This window comes from Psychromonas arctica (assembly GCF_036697365.1).
Lineage (GTDB): Bacteria > Pseudomonadota > Gammaproteobacteria > Enterobacterales > Psychromonadaceae > Psychromonas > Psychromonas arctica_A.
Map to the genome: position 1 here is coordinate 23,407 of NZ_JBAHZA010000009.1, position 16,796 is coordinate 40,202.

Consider the following 16,796-nt stretch of genomic DNA (forward strand, 5'->3'; position numbering starts at 1 on the left):
TTTTTGATTATTTAATTAGGTTTAATTTAAAACTATTGAGTAACTGTTTCAACCAGTTTAAACGTTCTGCACTATTTTCTAACGCAATACTGAATTTTAATTTACTCGGTCCGTCAAGTTTAAAGGTATTTGATTGTGTTTGCAGTAATGATACAAGGAACATTGGGTCAACTTTTGAATGTTCTGTAAAAGTAACCGCGCCTCCTAAGGCATGAGCCTCAATACGAGCAATACCTAATTTCGAACATCTTTGTTTGATAGCCGTGACAGCCACTAAATTTTTCGTTGAATCTGGCAATAGACCAAATCGATCAATTAGTTCTACTTGTATCTCATTAAGTTCATTATTATTTTTACTATTTGCGATACGTTTATACAAAGATAAACGCATATTTACATCTGGAATATAATCATCGGGAATAAGTGCTGGGATTCTTAATTCTACTTCCGCTTGTGTTGATAATAAATGTTCTAAACTTGGCTCTTGACCATTGCGCAAAGCTTCTACCGCTTGATTCAACATATCCATGTATAGATTAAAGCCAATGCTGGTAATTTGTCCCGATTGTTCATCTCCCAATAACTCACCTGCACCACGAATTTCTAAATCGTGAGTTGCTAATGTAAAACCAGCTCCTAAAGTATCCAATGACCCAATTGCTTGTAAGCGTTTTTTAGCATCTTTAGTCATTAACTTAGGAGTAGGTGTCAATAGATAAGCATATGCTTGATGATGAGATCGACCAACACGGCCACGTAATTGATGTAATTGTGCTAAACCAAGGTGATCAGCACAATTAATAATAATGGTATTAGCCGTTGGAATATCGATACCCGTTTCTATGATAGTAGTACACACTAATACGTTTTGACGTTGATGGTAGAAATCAGACATCACTCGCTCTAGCTGTTGTTCATTCATTTGCCCGTGTGCAATAGCAATTCTTGCTTGAGGTAATAAAACTTGTAAATCAGCGGCGGCTTTTTCGATAGTGTCGACATTATTGTGCAAGAAATAAACTTGACCCCCACGCATAATTTCACGGGTGATAGCATCACTAATAGTCTGGTCAGTACGTTGCTCTACGAATGTCTTCACCGCTAAGCGTTTCGCTGGTGGTGAAGCTATGATAGATAGGTCTCGCATTCCATTCATCGACATATTTAAGGTACGAGGAATAGGGGTCGCAGTCAGCGTTAGAATATCGATTTGTGCACGTAGACGTTTAATTTTTTCTTTTTGACGCACTCCAAAGCGATGCTCTTCATCAATAATTAATAAGCCTAAATCTGCGAAGTTAATACCGTCACTTAGTAATTTATGTGTGCCTATCAGAATATCCACTTTACCGTCAGCAGCGTCCTGTAAGATAAGCTTTTGTTCTTTAGCCGTTTTAAAGCGCGATAATACTTCAATTCTTACCGGCCAATTAGCAAATCGATCTCGGAAATTTTCAAAGTGCTGTTGTGCAAGCAAGGTCGTTGGGACTAATAAAGCAACCTGACGCGCATTATCAGTAGCCATAAAAGCGGCACGCATTGCAACTTCTGTTTTACCAAAGCCCACGTCCCCACAAACGAGTCTATCCATAGGTTGAGATGAGCACATATCGGAAATAACAGAGTTAATAGACACGGCTTGGTCGTGCGTTTCTTCATAGGGGAAATCATTACTGAACAACGCATAATTTTCTTTATTTAATTTATATCTAAAGCCTTTTTTTGCAGCACGTTGCGCATAAATCTCAAGTAGTTCTGCGGCTACATCACGGACTTTTTCTGCTGCGCGTTTTTTAGCTTTAGCCCATGTGTCATTGCCTAATTTGCTGATAGGAGCGGTTTCGACATCACTGCCGCTGTAACGACCGATGAGGTGTAAAGAAGTGACTGGTACATAAAGTTTGTCGCCACGTAAATACTCTAAAGTTACAAATTCATTCACGCTACCGGAAACTTCAATTGTTTGCAGACCTAAATATCGCGCTACGCCATGATCAATATGTACAACTGGCTGGCCAACTTTTAACTCAGCGAGGTTACGAACGATATGTTCTGAATTTTCTTCGCCATTATTATCTTTATTCTGGCGTCTTCTTTGCGTTATTTTATTACCTAATAGCTCAGTTTCAGTAATAAAGGCAAAGCTTGAATCTATAATTAAAAAACTATGCTCAACGCGGCTGACGGTAATATATACCTTTTGCTTTCCGGGCTTACATTCACTCAGGCGATTGACTGATTTAATCTTGAGTTTGAGTGGACTAAGTAATTCGAGCAAAGCTTCTTTACGACCTGCCGATTCTGCACTGAGTAAAATAGTGCCATCAAAATCATCAATAAAAGCACTGATATTTGCTAATGGATTTTTATCTTTATGATGGATCTTGATATCAGGTAAGGTGGTAAGAGGTAAGTTGGTTTTGCCCGCTTTAGGTAACGCAAAAGAGGCGTTTTGTAATTGATACTTTGGAAACTCATTTAGGCGTCTAAAGCATTGCTCTTGGCGAAGATAGAGTTCAATAGGTTGCAACAACGGTCGAAGAAGATCGACGCCTCGTTCTTCAAAACGATGTGTGATGGTATTCCAGAAATCATCGATAGCAGTACCAATATCACCAACGATACATAAACGACTTTGCTTAGGAAAATAATCAAATAGGGTAGCTGTCTCATTAAAAAATAGAGGTAGATAATACTCTATACCAGCTGGTAGATTTGTTTGTGAAATTTGCTGATAAATAGAGTCACTGCTAGTACAAATCTTTGCCGGGAATTTGTCTTGATAGGCTTGTTTAAAGTTTTCTATAGCCTGTTTGTCTGTTGCAAACTCATGAGCTGGTAACATTTTTATCTGCTCAATGGTTGGCAAAGAGCGTTGTGTTTCTGTATCAAAGGGGCGAATAGAGTCTACTTCATCATCAAAAAAGTCGATACGATATGGGGTATCACTGGCCATTGGGTAAATATCAAGTAATGAACCTCTTGCACAAAATTCACCGTGCTCTTGTACTTGGTCAACAGCGTAATACCCAGCTTCTTGTAACTGCTCCCGCAATAGTTGTAATTCTAATTGTTGGCCAGTTTTAACTACTAATGTATTTTGCTTTAAATAGCTCGGAGGAGCTAATCTCAACAGTAAGGTAGTCACTGGCACAATCAAAATTCCTTCTTTCATAGAAGGAAGTTGGTATAAGGTTTCGATACGTGTTGAGATAATATCTTGATGTGGTGAAAAATGGTCGTAAGGTAATGTTTCCCAGTCTGGGAATAAATTTACTTCAAATTTATTTTCAGCAAAAAATAATAACTCTTGGTGCAACTTAATGGCACTGGGCGTGTCATTAACGATGACGATTAACGGCGACTTTTGTGGATTAGCTTGTGCGCATTGATTGATCACTAAACTTTGGCTACTTCCGACTAAATTGGCAAGTTGTTGAGTGTCACTAGCTGATTTCAATATTTGTATGTCGAGTAAATTGTTCATGTTTTGACTTATTTTATTTATTTAATTGCTAAGTAAAGTGTACGTAAAAATAGCTTGTATCACCAACATTAAAGGATGCTTATTATTCTAATTAGCTATTTTCTTCACGTAATTTAGCTCTATCTTTTAGTTGTTGAGATTGAATATGTAAACTAGCCCGAATCAATAACTCACGATCTTGGTCTCGAATAAAGGTATAAGTTAATGTACACTGCTCGGCGCTTATTTCTGTGACGTAAGCATAACAATAAATGGCGGAAGATTCTTCAGGTAAAAATATTTTTAGCCTAACAATATCTTCTTTTTTCAATGTGTTGTTGTTTTTTATGATTAAACAGCCTGCGCTAAACTTTAAGCTTTGATGACGCGATTTTTCTTCATCTTGCTGGGTGAGGACATAGCTTAATAGGGTGTTTATCTTTTGATTTTGAGCTTGTAGATATTGCCATAATGCTTTACTGGTTTCGTTATTTAACTTTAACGGTGTAAGTATATTTGCATCGGCTTGTGCTAAGTCACTTGCCATTCGAAATGGGCCTGGTATCTCTTGCTCAAAAGCGTGTTGGCTAAGAGGGAGTTCCTCTTTGTCAATTGACTTTAAGTTGATTGAAAGTGTATGTTCTACCAAAAAATATTCATTATTATTCATATCTACAAACCAAGCTGTGATTAAGTGGTGGCGAAACACCTTATTCTAGGAGTTTTGTCTGTCTTAGCGAATAAAGATACATTAGAATGACCAGCATTAAAATGTAATCAATAAGTTAAGTCTAATTTAGTGAGATTAATGATGATTTGTATTACACATTTCTTCACCTTACTCAAATTCGTCTTTATTAAAGATAATTATTATAAAAGGTAACTATGTTTTATCCTTTAAGTGTTTTCATTGGTTTACGCTATACAAAATCTAAGCGTAATAATCAATTTGTCTCGTTTGTTTCCCTGTTTTCTACTGGCGGCATAATTCTCGGTGTTTTAGCATTGATCACTGTATTGTCAGTAATGAATGGTTTTGAAGCTGAATTAAAGCAACGCATCTTAGGTGCAATTCCTCAAGCCAAGTTAACTAACCAAACCAATACCATTACGGAATGGCAGGCGCGTATAGATCAACTTCCCGATGATCCTTTAATTATTGATGTAGAGCCCATGATCAATGCTGAGGCTATTTTACAAAGCAAAATTGGGTTGCAAGGTACAAAAATTGAAGGTATCTATCCCGATAAGTATGCAAGTGAAACGGTTAAAAGCAATATAGTTGTGGGCAGTTTAGATAAGTTGGTTGCAAGTGAATACAACATCATCATTGGTGATCAGTTGGCACGTATATTAGGTGTGACAATTGGTGACAAGGTGAGAATAACATCTACCAGAGGAGTACGTTATACACCTTTGGGGCAAGTGCCTAGCCAACGTAATTTTACTGTTGCAGGATTATTTGATGTTGGTTCGGATGTTGATAAATACCTGGTGTTGATGCATGTCGAAGATGCCGCACGTTTAATTCGTATTAAAACAGATCAAGTCACTGACTTACGCTTTTATTTTACTGAGCCTTTTGCTGTTGAGTCTTGGACACCTCCTGTATTACAAAAAGATGAAATGATCATTGATTGGCGTAGTACACACGGAGAGTTGTTTGCAGCGGTGAAAATGGAAAAAAATATGATTTGGTTATTGCTTTGTCTAATCATAGCCGTGGCTGCTTTCAATATTTTATCTTCCTCTGTGATGGTGGTAACAGATAAAAGCGCGGAAGTAGCAATATTAAAAACGCTTGGTATTAACGCTAATACGATTAATTTTATATTTATTATTCAAGGTGCGTTTAGTGGCATTGTTGGAGCATTGATAGGGACAGGTTTAGGTTTATTGTTAAGCACCTACATTAATGAAATTATGTCGTTTTTAGGCCTGCATTTATTGGCTAATGCGTCAGGTGGGACAAGACTTCTTCCCGTTGTACATGAACCTGTGCAAATAGTATCCATTATGTTAGGTGCAATGTTTTTAAGTTTATTAGCAACTTTATATCCAGCTTATAGAGCAGGTAAAGTTAGCCCAGTCGAGGCATTAAGATATGAGTAATTCAATAGTAGTTTGTCAGGATTTAAGTAAAGTTTATCAAGAAGGTCGGTTAGCAACATCAGTACTGCAAGGTGTTCATTTAGCAGTTGAACCAGGTGAATTATTAGCCATTGTAGGCACATCTGGATCGGGTAAAAGTACTTTATTGCATTTATTAGGCGCATTAGATGCACCTTCAACTGGTGAGGTTATTTTTAATGGTAAAAATATACATAAGTTGTCTGCAAAACAACAAGCAAAGTGGCGTAATCAAGAACTAGGTTTTGTTTATCAATTCCATCATTTATTATCAGAGTTTACCGCTTTAGAAAATGTTGCTATGCCATTATTAATTGCAGGCGAACCGATTAAGGTTGCACAACAAAAAGCCTTAGATTTATTAACTCGAGTTGGATTAAGCGAACGTGTTGCACATCGCCCATCGGAGCTTTCTGGTGGTGAAAGACAACGAGTAGCAATTGCAAGAGCCTTAATTAATAAACCCTCTTTAGTATTAGCTGATGAACCTACAGGTAACTTAGATGCAAAAAGTGCGGAATCTGTTTATCAGTTGTTAAAAGAACTCAATGCGGAATTAGGTACTGCTTTTATCGTGGTGACTCATGACCAGCAGCTCGCAAATAAGTTAGATCGTCAGTTATATATGAGTAACGGCATTTTACAGGATTCGCAGTAATGTTTAGACCTTTATCATTGTTTGTTGGTTTACGTTATAGCAAAGCCAAACACAAAAATAAGTTTGTATCGTTTATCTCCATGGCATCAATTTTTGGCATTATTTTAGGTGTTGCTGTGTTGATTGTTGGCCTTTCTACCATGAATGGCTTTGAAAAAGCATTAAGAGACCAACTTTTATCAGTTATTCCTCACGCGGAACTTGAAGTTGTTGAAGGTGATTTCAAAAACGAAAAAGACGTTCTTTCAAAGGTAAGAGAACACCCTGGTGTAGTCGGCGCTAGCCCATATATTGTTATGAATGCGCTGTTACAAAACAATATTAATATGAAAGCGCTGCAAATGCGGGCCATTAATCCTGATACTGAAACCCAAGTAACAGCGGTTGAGAAGTACATTAAACAAGGAGGCTGGGAGCTTTTGTCAGGCGCAGAAAATAGCATTATATTAGGAGAGCCTGTTGCTAATCAGCTTAAATTATCTGTAGGTGATACGGTTACTCTTTTATTACCTCAACCAAGTTCGGTTAAATTAAGGGCACCACGTAAATTTGCATTTACACTAACTGGTACTTTTAAAATGGGAGGGCAGGTCGATACGACACTAGGCTTCATCCATATTAATAAAGCTAAACAGATTTTAGGTGTGAAGCACGCTACAGGGATTGCTTTCAAAGTCGATGATGTTTTACAGGCACAAACGTTAGCTCGAGAAGTCGCTTATAGCATCCCCGTATACATGTATGTGAAGAGCTGGATAACTAGTCAAGGCTATTTGTACCAAGATATCCAAATGGTTAAATCATTGATGTATGTGATTTTATTGTTAGTGGTTGCAGTAGCTTGTTTTAATATTGTTTCAACATTGGTGATGGCAGTTAATGAGAAACGTGGTGACATCGCTATTTTAAAAACCATGGGGGCTAATAAATGGTCTTTACGTGCTATTTTTATGGTGCAAGGCGCTTTTAATGGATTGGTGGGAAGTATCTTTGGCGCTTTACTAGGTACTTATCTTTCTTTAAATTTAAGTACTATTTTTGCTGCAATTGAAAACTTGATGGGGCGTAAATTTTTGTCTGGTGATATCTATTTTATCGATTACTTACCGTCACAAATTGATTATCAGCAAGTATTGGTAATCACTGTCGTTGCTTTTGTTATGAGTGTTGTTGCTACCCTTTATCCTGCTTGGACGGCAAGTAATATTGAGCCTGCAAAAGAGTTAGGCTATAGCCATTAAATTATGGCATTAATCATGTAGTTAAAAATAAGGTGTGTTGTTAATTCAACGCACCAAATTCCTCAAGTAAGTCATATACTCCCTCAGCAATTAATCGATATCCTTGTGCATTAGGATGAACTGTATCGCTGTGCAGTGCAGGTTTCTTCAATACGTCCCTCATAATGTTATTACCCAGTGGAATATTATATTCTGTTGCTAATAACTGATATTGCTCGATGTCAGATAAAAATATAGTGGCTTCAGGTACAGATAACAAAACCACTTGTATATCTCGAGCTTGAGCCATTTCAATCATCTGTGCGAGGTTATCTTGCATATCATCTAAGCTTCTATTTTGTAAAATATCATTGCCACCATGACACAGAATTAATAATTGAGGCTGGTATTGGTCTAATAGTTCAGGTAAACGTTCAAGGCCTTGTTGGCTAGTTTCGCCATTAATACCTGCATTAATTACCTGTTTGTCTAATAATAAACTCAGCTGGCTTGGGTAACTTTGTTGTTTGTTGGCTCCTTTACCAAAGGTCAAGCTATCACCGAATGCTAAGATAGGTTGTTGTTCATTGAGCTTAGTGAGAGATGGGGAGTCACTGCATGCAGTTACTAAAAAGCTAAACATTAAAGCAAAAAGTATTTTCATAGGGGATCTCAAAATTTAAGCAAAAAAAAGCGCACTAAAAAGTGCGCTACAAAGGCTGTGTATTAACTAGTCGTCTAAAATACCTAGAATGCTCAATAGGTGAACAAAGATATTAAAGATGTTTAGGTATAATGAAACCGTTGCACGAATATAGTTAGTTTCGCCACCATTAATAATACGGCTAGTATCAACTAAAATTAAACCTGACATGATCATAACTACAACACTGCTGATCACTAATTGCATTAATGGGATTTGTAGGAAAATGTTAGCAATCATTGCTACGATAACCGCAATCATACCAGCCATTAGAAAACCGCTCATGAATGAGAAGTCTTTACGAGACGTTAATACGTAAGCAGATAAAGCAAAAAAGATGATTGCTGTTGTACCTAGTGCTTGCATAATAAGCGCTGGGCCATTTGCCATTGTTAGGTAGTGATTTAGCATGTTACCTAATGAAGCACCCATTACCCCAGTAAACATAAATACCCAGAATAGGCCTTTACTAGAGTCTGCTGTTTTTGAGACAACAAATAATAAACCGAAGCCAACTAGCATGAGCACTAATGACATCATCGGCCCGATACCGACCATTGTCGCGATAGTTGCAGTCACGGCACTGAATGCCAGTGTCATTCCTAACAGCATATAAGTGTTTTTTAATACTTTATTGATCGATACACCAGCACCTCGTGCTTGAGTGTTAATTGAAGAATTCATAATGTACTCCAGTTGATTAAATAATAATTAACAAACATCATAACACTTGAATTTAGCTTGTGTAGTGTTTTCGTGTCAGTTTAGTTAACAGAGTGTGATTTATGTAATAGTAATTTTAAAAAGATAGTGTTTAGACAATGTAAAATGGCTACTTATACTTTTTAAGTAATTACAATCAGTTATGAAAGATTATAGCTGGGGGGAAGAGGGTATATACTTGTGGCTGTTGGGTAAAAAATAAAAAAGGCACCGAAGTGCCTTAATCATATTGGTCATTTTAAAAGAGCTTATTTAGCACCTTCGATGATACCAACAAATTCTTCAATGATTAGTGCTGCACCGCCTACTAAACCACCGTCGATATCAGCTTGTGCAAATAGTTCTTTTGCACTGTTTGCTTTAACACTTCCGCCGTAAAGGATTTGTACTTTTTCTGCTACAACTTCACTTTGTGCTTTTAACCATGAACGGATATGTGCATGAACTTCTTGCGCTTGCTCAGAAGTGGCAACTTTACCTGTACCGATTGCCCAAACTGGCTCATATGCGATTACTGAGTTTTCAACTGCAGCAATACCTGCAACATCAATAACAGCTTTAAGTTGTGTTTCAACAACTGCGAATGTTTTATCTGTTTCACGCTCTTCTAGAGTTTCACCGATACAAAGAACAGGTACTAAGCCGTTTTCTTGAATCGCAACAAATTTAGCTGCAACAACTGCATCAGTTTCATTGTGGTACTGGCGACGCTCAGAGTGACCAACTAAGCTGTATTTAGCACCAAATTCTTTAACCATTACTGGTGAAGTTTCACCTGTAAATGCTCCAGAAACATTTGTGCTTACATCTTGAGCACCAAATTCAATGCTGTTATTTGCTGTTAAGTTAGCAACTTGTTCAATGAAGATAGCTGGTGGGCAAACTGCAACTTCAACATTGCTTGCTGAATCAGCTGCGCTTTCAATACCTTTGATTAATGTTGCAACTGATTCTTTTGTACCGTTCAGTTTCCAGTTACCCATTACAAGAGGTGTTCTCATGTTTAACTCCGTTAGTTTATTAAATTGTATGCTTTTCAGACATTTTGGTAATTAAAAATCACTTCACTTACCATATTGTGATCTATCCCAGTAAATTATCTGTTATCTGTTATAAATACAAGCAAGGCTTTTATGAAAGTCGCATTTTTATTGTGTTCAATCAATAAAGTCTAGTTTACTTGCGTAAATTGTACCGCAGGTTGCTGTTTATAGAACTCATTGTCATCTGTTTCTTCAATCTTTGTTGGATTAGTAAAAGCTTCTTTGTCGAAAGCGATATCACCCCCATCAATTACCCCAGACTCACTATTAATCGATTTAAAATCAAATAAATCAGTATCTGCTAGATGAGATGGCACCACATTTTGCATCGCAGTGAACATTGTTTCTAAACGCCCAGGAAATTTTTGGTCCCATTCATTGAGCATCTCTTCAGTTAGTTTGCGTTGCAAGTTAGGCTGTGAGCCACACAGGTTACAAGGAATAATTGGGAATTTTTTTAGCTTAGCAAAAGCTTCAATATCTTTTTCTTTACAATAGGCTAAAGGACGGATCACAACATGCTCTCCATTATCAGAGACTAATTTTGCTGGCATTGATTTCATTTTACCTGCAAAAAACAAGTTGAGCATCATAGTGGCGAGCATGTCATCACGGTGATGTCCTAAGGCAATTTTTGTTGCACCAATCTCTTTTGCGGTATTGTAGAGAATGCCTCTACGTAATCTAGAACAAAGGCTGCAAGTTGTTTTACCTGGTTCTAATTTTTCAGTCACGATACTATAGGTATCTTGCTCTACGATTTTATAATCAACGCCTAATTTAGAGAGGTATGCGGGTAGTATGTGTTCAGGAAAGCCTGGTTGCTTTTGATCTAAGTTAACGGCAATAATATCAAAGTTAATAGGTGCAACAGCCTTGAGCTGACTTAACATTTCTAATAAGGTATAACTATCTTTACCGCCAGATACACAGACCATGACCTTGTCACCATCTTCAATCATATTATAATCTGCGATAGCTTGACCTGTTTGTCTACGCAACACTTTGTTTAATTTTTTGAGGTTAAATAATTCTTTTTCTGAAAGTTGCTGCGTCATGATAAGCCTTGTTTAGGGAGAGTTAAAAGCATGCGCATTGTATAAAAAGAGAGGAGTATATGTAAAGGACTGAGACGCCCTTTGTACTTGACGTTTATAAAGGGGAAGGGCGAGCAATTAAGAAACCTTGTACTCCATCGATATACATATGTTCTAATATATGTTTTTGTTCGAGACGTTCTATTCCTTCTGCAACAACCTGACATTCCATACGATGAGCAACATCAATAATCATACGAATAAATTGTTGGTTAGTACTATCATGCTCAATATCTACAATTAAGCTTGAGTCAATTTTAATATAGTCCGGTTTTAGTTCTTTAAACAAGCGGAATGAGCCAATCCCTTTGCCAAACCGACAAATAGCAGAACGACTGCCTGCGCGCTTAAGCATGTCAAAAAATCGTTTACTCGCTGTTAAATGATTATCTAGTGGCTTTTCTTGTACTTCAAAAACCAATGAAGCAGCGATATCTACTTCTCGTAATAATAAACGCTCTAACCAGATAAGAAATGCACTATTTTGTATCGATGCATAACTGACGTTAATACCCCAGTGGCTATCAAAGTCGCCTTTTAAACGGTAGGTAGCGATTGTACGCTCAATGATTAATTGCTCAAGTTTGACAATTGTATCAGTGCGTTGAGCCATTGAAAAAACAGTACTGGCTGGAATTACATTGCCTGTCTCACCCAAGAAACGAGTAAAGATTTCTTGATATCCCTTCATGTTACGATGAATTGCTTGCACTGGTTGTTGTAAAAATTCAAATGAGCGTTGTACCATTAATTCATTGATTGTTGAACGCCAGTGTTGTTCGCCTAATTGGAAGTCAGTGTTTTCTTCAAGTGCCCATGAATTCGGTCCTGTGATTTGAGCTTTAGCGAGTGCAATATCTGCTCTGGCAAGGACATGTTCAGGTAATTGTTTGGCAGAGACACGGGTCATGCCGTTAAAAGCAACACTTTCTAAGTTGTGTGTTGCTTGATATTGGTCAAATTTAAATTTTAGTTCGTCACTATATTTATGTGCTTGAGCAGTAGTCATATTGTGAGCAATAACCGCAAAATCTGAACCGCTTACTCGGAAAACTTCAGCATTAGCAAAATTAGATGATACTTGCTTGATTATTTTTGAAACGCTTAATAAATAATCATCCCCTTGATCAAAGCCGAGGCTTGCATTTACCGTAGATAGTTCAAAAATTCTTATAATAGATAAAATAGCGTGATCTTGATTGTTGTCTGTCGATAATAGAGTTGTTAATTCTCTACGAAATACATGGCGATTATTTAATCCAGTTAAGCTATCTTTGTTAGCTTGGTGTGTTAACTTAAAAATTTGTTGATTTTTGTCGGTTAAATCATGAGTTAATTTTTTAATTTTTTCTTTAATGTTGTTCGCTGCTAAAGTAAATATAGACTTAACATCTTTGTCATTTAGTGTTTCTTCAATTAATAAACGTTCATTCTTTCTGAACAAAGTGAGATAAATCAGGTTACAAAAAAGCGTTGAAATCAAAAGAGCTGCAATAATCAATAAAATAATATTGTGGTACAACTTTGAATATTCATTATTTTTGGCAATGTATTCAATTACCTGATTTGTAGAAATAGAATATTGCTTTGAAGAAGAAATGGGTAAAATTTTACTAAACAGTTCATTGTTTTGTTTATTAGAAAAGGTCAATGGTGTAAGTAATTGATCATTGGTTACTTTTATATAAGTAAAATCATTAGTATTTAATTTATTTTTTAAATCAGCCTCAGAAGTGATGTCATTTAACACTGCTAATCTTTTATCAAGACCATACAAATCCTGTTGTTTTGATAAAATAGGATTAAATAATGCTTTTATAACAAAAACTAATGCGATGATAATTAATGCAATAAGGAAGTTGGAGATCCAAAAATTTCGTCCAAGGTTGTTCATGTTTAACCTCCTTTGGTCTTAATTGCTTATTGAAACTTACTTCATTATCGTATTGAGTTAAGTTTAATCTAACGTCTTTTCATTGATGAAAATAGTTCAACTGGCTATTTTTTGCAATTGAATGAGTCACGTTTCAATAATGCTATGATTAATAATTAATTTTTATATTATATAGCAATTTAAAATCATAATTTAGTTTTTTGTTGAATATTTATTACTTTCGGTAGTCAGGTTGATGAGTTAACAGTAAGTATTTTGTTTGTTCATGTTGCGGGTTATCACATATTTCCTCTGCTGCGCCTTTTTCAACAATTTTACCTTGATGTAAAACCATGATTTGATCACTCATATGTTTAACTAAGTGCATATTGTGAGCAACAAAAATATAACTAGTACCATTAGTTTTTTGAATTTTTAATAAAAGATTAACGATCTTAAATCTAAGTGAGATATCTAATGTAGTTAAAATTTCATCAACTAAAATAATATCTGGGTTTAAGATCATTGCGCGAGCAATGGCGACTTGATGCTTTTGCATACTAGAGAGCATATTTGGATAAAATGCTAGATAATCAGGTAATAGCCCTACTAACTTTAATGTATCAAGAATTTGTTGATGGCGTTGTTTTGCGTCTAAATTAGTATTTAATTCAATGGGTGCATTTAAAATTTTACCAATAGTCATTTTAGGGTTAAGTGAACTACTTGGATCTTGGAATATCATCCGTACTGATACACAACGTTGTTGTGAACTTAAAGTACGAATGGAGTTTCCTGAAATATAGATATCTCCAGCGTTGGCTTTTAACACACCTGCTATGGTTCTTACTAGCGCACTTTTTCCTGAACCACTTTCACCTACTACAGCTAATGTTTCACCTTTTTCTAAGGTAAAACTGACAGGGCCGAAAGCGACTTTCTCTTTACTTCCAAAGAATCCGAAAGGTTGTTTGAAACTTTTACAAAGGTTATTTACTTTTAATAATGACGGCATAGCTAACTCAGCTTACTTGGGTAGTGGCAACGAAAACTGTGTCCTTTTTGAATGGTTAACGTTGGATTTTTAACACATATTTTTTGAGCTTTTGGGCACCGAGGTCCTAATCGACAACCGATAGGTAGTTGGTTTGAAGAGGGGATATTACCTGGTAAGGTGTATAACTGTGCTTTATGTTCATTGATCTCTTCATTATTAATCATGGTTTTAAGCATCGCTTGAGTATAAGGGTGCATGGCTGAACTCATGATTTGCTTGTAAGACCCTGATTCAACGGTTTGACCACAATATACTAATGTCATGTAATCAGAAATACTACTGGTATTAGCAAAGTTATTACTTAACATTAACAGAGTAGTATTGTTGAGCTGATTGAGCTTATAAAGCAGTCGATAGATTTGCGATTGTGTAACCGACTCCATCGCTGTTGTGGGTTCATCAGCAATAATAAGGCGGGGGTTATTAGCAATCGCCATTGCAATCATTACCTTTTGACATACTCCTTCCGATAATTGATGCGGGAAACTTTTTAATACTGCTACATCATTTTGTATTCCGACTTTATGCAATAACTCTTTAATTTGTAAACGTCTTGAAGGGACTGTTACACGCTTTATTTTACTTAAAATTGGCCTAAAACGTTGCTGCCAAGTTTTCTTGGGTAGTACTGATTCAATTTGTGTACGTATTCTTTGACTAGGGTCCAGATAAGAACTCGGTTCTTGAAAAATAACTGAAATCTCAGTGCCTAGTATTTCTCTTCGCTCTTTTTGAGAGAGCTTAGTAAGATCGGTTTTACCTAGAAACATACGGTCTGCGGTCACTGTCCAATTACTGCTGTGTAACCCTAAAATAGCTTTAGCAATTAAAGTTTTACCCGAACCAGACTCTCCGATTAAACCATGAATAGAACCATCAACAATATTCAGTGTTGCTTTATCAATAACGCGGATTTTACCCTGTGCAGTTTCTATATCGATACTGAGGTTTCTGATATCCAATAAAGCCATTATTCCTCTCCCTCAATCACTGCGTGACGTAAACCTTCTGCAAATACATTCACAATAATAATAGTGATAAAGATTGCAAGTCCGGGGAAAGCAACTAGCCAAGGAGATAAATAGATCAATTCCATATTGTTGGCGATCAATGAGCCTAATTCTGTTTGCGGTAATTGTGCGCCAAAACCTAAAAAGCCTAAGGTAGCAATTTCTATGATAGCCATGGTAAATAGACGGTTTAAAATGGTAATTGTTGGCTCAAGAATGTTAGGTAAAATTCCATATTTAAATAAACGCGTTTTAGTTGCACCATCAAGCTGCAAGGCGATAATATATTGTTTGTTTAATTCTTGCGCTATAGCTAAGTAACTTGCTCTAATAAATTGGGGGAGCAAAGACAATGCAATAGCGAAAAGACAATTAATATAACTAGGTCCAAAGAAAGTAATTAATATTAATGCTGACAGTAAAGAGGGGATTGCTAAGAGCGCATCTAGCAAGTGATGCAAAACACTGGCTTTCACACCTTTAGTTAAAGCTGCACCTGCACCAATTGTCATGCCTATAATTGACACAAAAAATGTAATGAGCAGCGCACCACCCAATGTATATTGAATGCCATGAAATAGACGTGACAAAGTATCTCTTCCGAGATCATCTGTACCCAGTACGTGGTCTATTGAACCACCATCTATCCAATAAGGTGGAAGTAACATTTTGTCAGGATCTTGCAGTAAAGGAGAATGAGGCACTAACCATGAAGCAAATAATGAGACCAACACTAAAAAGACGATGACCCACATTGCAACGACCGCAATACTTTTACTTTTAAAAATGGACCATATATAACGCAATGGTGATTGTATTTTATCTTCATTAAATCCGTTATTAATCAGCATATAACGAACCTCTTCTAATTGGGCTAATAATGACCATGGTAATTTCTATTGCAATACTGAACATTAAAATAAAGCCTGTAATAATAAGCATGCCAGCAGGTAAAGCATGGTAATCACCAGTTTTTAAGGAGTTAAACAACCAAGTACCTATACCATTAAGATTAAATACAATTTCAATGGTCATTGCAAAAGATAAGATAGTACTCAATTGTAATCTTAATTGCGGAATAATAGGAGGTAATGCGTTATTTAAAGCATGTTTAAAGACTATTTTAGTGCGAGAAAACCCTTTTGCATAAGCGGTTTGAATATAATTGCTGCGCATTACCATGGTCATCGAATGACGTGTTAAACGCACAATTTCTGCGATTAAAAAGAACGATAATACAGCGGCTGGTAGAATAAGATGTGCAACGCGATCAAAAAAAGCAAACAAACCATATTGTGATGTAACAAAAAGGGTATCTATTAGTAGAAATCCTGTTACGACGGGGATATCGTAAACTAAACTCATATTACCATCTACTGGGAGAATATCGCCCCAGACACTAGGCAACAATACTGCCATTACACCGACCCAAAATACAGGCAAAGCTAACCCTATAATAGCTACTGTCATGATCGCATAATCTAATTTGGTATTACGAAATAATCCTGCTAATAAGCCTAATGGAATAGCAATAATACAAGAAAATAACAGTGCAACAAAACATAACTCTAACGTTGAAGCAAAAAAAGTTAATCCGCGTTGTAATAATGGTTGTTGATCTAAAGCAGAGTGGCCTAGATCTGCACTGAATATATTCCATAAATATGAAAAATATTGTAAGACATAATCTTGTTGCACTATAGGTTGTGTTTGATGATGAATAAGAATGGTTCGGTCGATTGCAAAAGCGAGAATAGTTAAAATAAACGCTGTGATTAACAATAAATTTAAACGTCTTATTAGGAATGACAGCATA

The 16,796-nt window shown here is 36.3% G+C and carries 14 protein-coding genes; 3 read left to right on the plus strand and 11 right to left on the minus strand.

Features of this window, described 5'->3' with window-relative positions; all coding sequences use genetic code 11:
• Positions 1 to 7: 7 nt before the first annotated feature.
• On the minus strand, positions 8 to 3,487 hold the full coding sequence (gene mfd / locus V5290_RS11285) for a transcription-repair coupling factor (protein ID WP_333385568.1): 3,480 nt from the start codon (positions 3,485 to 3,487) through the stop codon (positions 8 to 10).
• Positions 3,488 to 3,578: 91 nt separating this feature from the next.
• Positions 3,579 to 4,136, minus strand: coding sequence for a PilZ domain-containing protein (locus V5290_RS11290; RefSeq protein WP_333385570.1), 558 nt, complete (start codon positions 4,134 to 4,136; stop codon positions 3,579 to 3,581).
• A gap of 215 nt (positions 4,137 to 4,351) precedes the next feature.
• Between V5290_RS11290 and V5290_RS11295 the strand changes: the two genes are divergently transcribed.
• Genes V5290_RS11295 through lolE form a run of 3 tightly spaced genes read left to right on the plus strand, consistent with a single transcriptional unit; the run spans position 4,352 to position 7,495 of the window.
• A complete protein-coding gene (locus tag V5290_RS11295; RefSeq protein ID WP_333385573.1) occupies positions 4,352 to 5,578 on the plus strand; it encodes a lipoprotein-releasing ABC transporter permease subunit in 1,227 nt (408 codons plus the stop codon).
• Positions 5,571 to 6,254, plus strand: a complete 684-nt coding sequence (lolD, locus tag V5290_RS11300) for a lipoprotein-releasing ABC transporter ATP-binding protein LolD (protein WP_333385575.1) — start codon at positions 5,571 to 5,573, stop codon at positions 6,252 to 6,254. The genes V5290_RS11295 and lolD overlap by 8 nt, the downstream gene beginning before the upstream one ends.
• Positions 6,254 to 7,495 (plus strand): lipoprotein-releasing ABC transporter permease subunit LolE, encoded by a 1,242-nt coding sequence (gene lolE, locus V5290_RS11305; protein ID WP_333385578.1) that lies wholly within the window; start codon positions 6,254 to 6,256, stop codon positions 7,493 to 7,495. Before lolD ends, lolE begins: the two co-directional genes overlap by 1 nt.
• Before the next feature lie 40 nt (positions 7,496 to 7,535).
• Here lolE and V5290_RS11310 read toward each other — a convergent pair whose 3' ends face one another.
• The 9 genes from V5290_RS11310 to V5290_RS11350 all read right to left on the minus strand — a co-directional run bounded on the left by V5290_RS11310 (position 7,536) and on the right by V5290_RS11350 (position 16,795).
• Entirely contained in the window at positions 7,536 to 8,138 is a 603-nt protein-coding gene (locus V5290_RS11310) for an arylesterase (protein WP_333385580.1), read from the minus strand.
• Between the two features lie 66 nt (positions 8,139 to 8,204).
• On the minus strand, positions 8,205 to 8,861 hold the full coding sequence (locus tag V5290_RS11315) for a Bax inhibitor-1/YccA family protein (RefSeq protein ID WP_333385582.1): 657 nt from the start codon (positions 8,859 to 8,861) through the stop codon (positions 8,205 to 8,207).
• Between the two features lie 287 nt (positions 8,862 to 9,148).
• Positions 9,149 to 9,901 carry a triose-phosphate isomerase gene (gene tpiA, locus V5290_RS11320; protein ID WP_333385585.1) on the minus strand — a complete coding sequence of 251 codons (753 nt, stop codon included), beginning with the start codon at positions 9,899 to 9,901 and terminating at the stop codon, positions 9,149 to 9,151.
• 170 nt (positions 9,902 to 10,071) lie between these two features.
• Positions 10,072 to 11,001, minus strand: coding sequence for a tRNA 2-thiocytidine(32) synthetase TtcA (gene ttcA, locus V5290_RS11325; protein WP_333385588.1), 930 nt, complete (start codon positions 10,999 to 11,001; stop codon positions 10,072 to 10,074).
• A 94-nt stretch (positions 11,002 to 11,095) separates the two neighbouring features.
• A complete protein-coding gene (locus V5290_RS11330) occupies positions 11,096 to 12,934 on the minus strand; it encodes an EAL domain-containing protein (RefSeq protein ID WP_333385591.1) in 1,839 nt (612 codons plus the stop codon).
• A gap of 214 nt (positions 12,935 to 13,148) precedes the next feature.
• On the minus strand, positions 13,149 to 13,928 hold the full coding sequence (locus V5290_RS11335; protein WP_333385594.1) for an ATP-binding cassette domain-containing protein: 780 nt from the start codon (positions 13,926 to 13,928) through the stop codon (positions 13,149 to 13,151).
• A gap of 2 nt (positions 13,929 to 13,930) precedes the next feature.
• Entirely contained in the window at positions 13,931 to 14,941 is a 1,011-nt protein-coding gene (locus V5290_RS11340; RefSeq protein ID WP_333385597.1) for an oligopeptide/dipeptide ABC transporter ATP-binding protein, read from the minus strand.
• Complete coding sequence (locus tag V5290_RS11345; protein ID WP_333385600.1) at positions 14,941 to 15,831, minus strand: ABC transporter permease subunit; 891 nt, start codon at positions 15,829 to 15,831, stop codon at positions 14,941 to 14,943. The genes V5290_RS11340 and V5290_RS11345 overlap by 1 nt, the downstream gene beginning before the upstream one ends.
• On the minus strand, positions 15,821 to 16,795 hold the full coding sequence (locus V5290_RS11350; protein WP_333385603.1) for an ABC transporter permease: 975 nt from the start codon (positions 16,793 to 16,795) through the stop codon (positions 15,821 to 15,823). The genes V5290_RS11345 and V5290_RS11350 overlap by 11 nt, the downstream gene beginning before the upstream one ends.
• Position 16,796 lies beyond the last annotated feature (1 nt).

Coding starts and splice junctions, on each gene's coding strand:
- mfd (WP_333385568.1), bottom strand. CDS start 3,487: ATGAACAATTTACTCGACATACAAATATTGAAATCAGCTAGTGACACT.
- V5290_RS11290 (WP_333385570.1), bottom strand. CDS start 4,136: ATGAATAATAATGAATATTTTTTGGTAGAACATACACTTTCAATCAAC.
- V5290_RS11295 (WP_333385573.1), top strand. CDS start 4,352: ATGTTTTATCCTTTAAGTGTTTTCATTGGTTTACGCTATACAAAATCT.
- lolD (WP_333385575.1), top strand. CDS start 5,571: ATGAGTAATTCAATAGTAGTTTGTCAGGATTTAAGTAAAGTTTATCAA.
- lolE (WP_333385578.1), top strand. CDS start 6,254: ATGTTTAGACCTTTATCATTGTTTGTTGGTTTACGTTATAGCAAAGCC.
- V5290_RS11310 (WP_333385580.1), bottom strand. CDS start 8,138: ATGAAAATACTTTTTGCTTTAATGTTTAGCTTTTTAGTAACTGCATGC.
- V5290_RS11315 (WP_333385582.1), bottom strand. CDS start 8,861: ATGAATTCTTCAATTAACACTCAAGCACGAGGTGCTGGTGTATCGATC.
- tpiA (WP_333385585.1), bottom strand. CDS start 9,901: ATGAGAACACCTCTTGTAATGGGTAACTGGAAACTGAACGGTACAAAA.
- ttcA (WP_333385588.1), bottom strand. CDS start 11,001: ATGACGCAGCAACTTTCAGAAAAAGAATTATTTAACCTCAAAAAATTA.
- V5290_RS11330 (WP_333385591.1), bottom strand. CDS start 12,934: ATGAACAACCTTGGACGAAATTTTTGGATCTCCAACTTCCTTATTGCA.
- V5290_RS11335 (WP_333385594.1), bottom strand. CDS start 13,928: ATGCCGTCATTATTAAAAGTAAATAACCTTTGTAAAAGTTTCAAACAA.
- V5290_RS11340 (WP_333385597.1), bottom strand. CDS start 14,941: ATGGCTTTATTGGATATCAGAAACCTCAGTATCGATATAGAAACTGCA.
- V5290_RS11345 (WP_333385600.1), bottom strand. CDS start 15,831: ATGCTGATTAATAACGGATTTAATGAAGATAAAATACAATCACCATTG.
- V5290_RS11350 (WP_333385603.1), bottom strand. CDS start 16,795: ATGCTGTCATTCCTAATAAGACGTTTAAATTTATTGTTAATCACAGCG.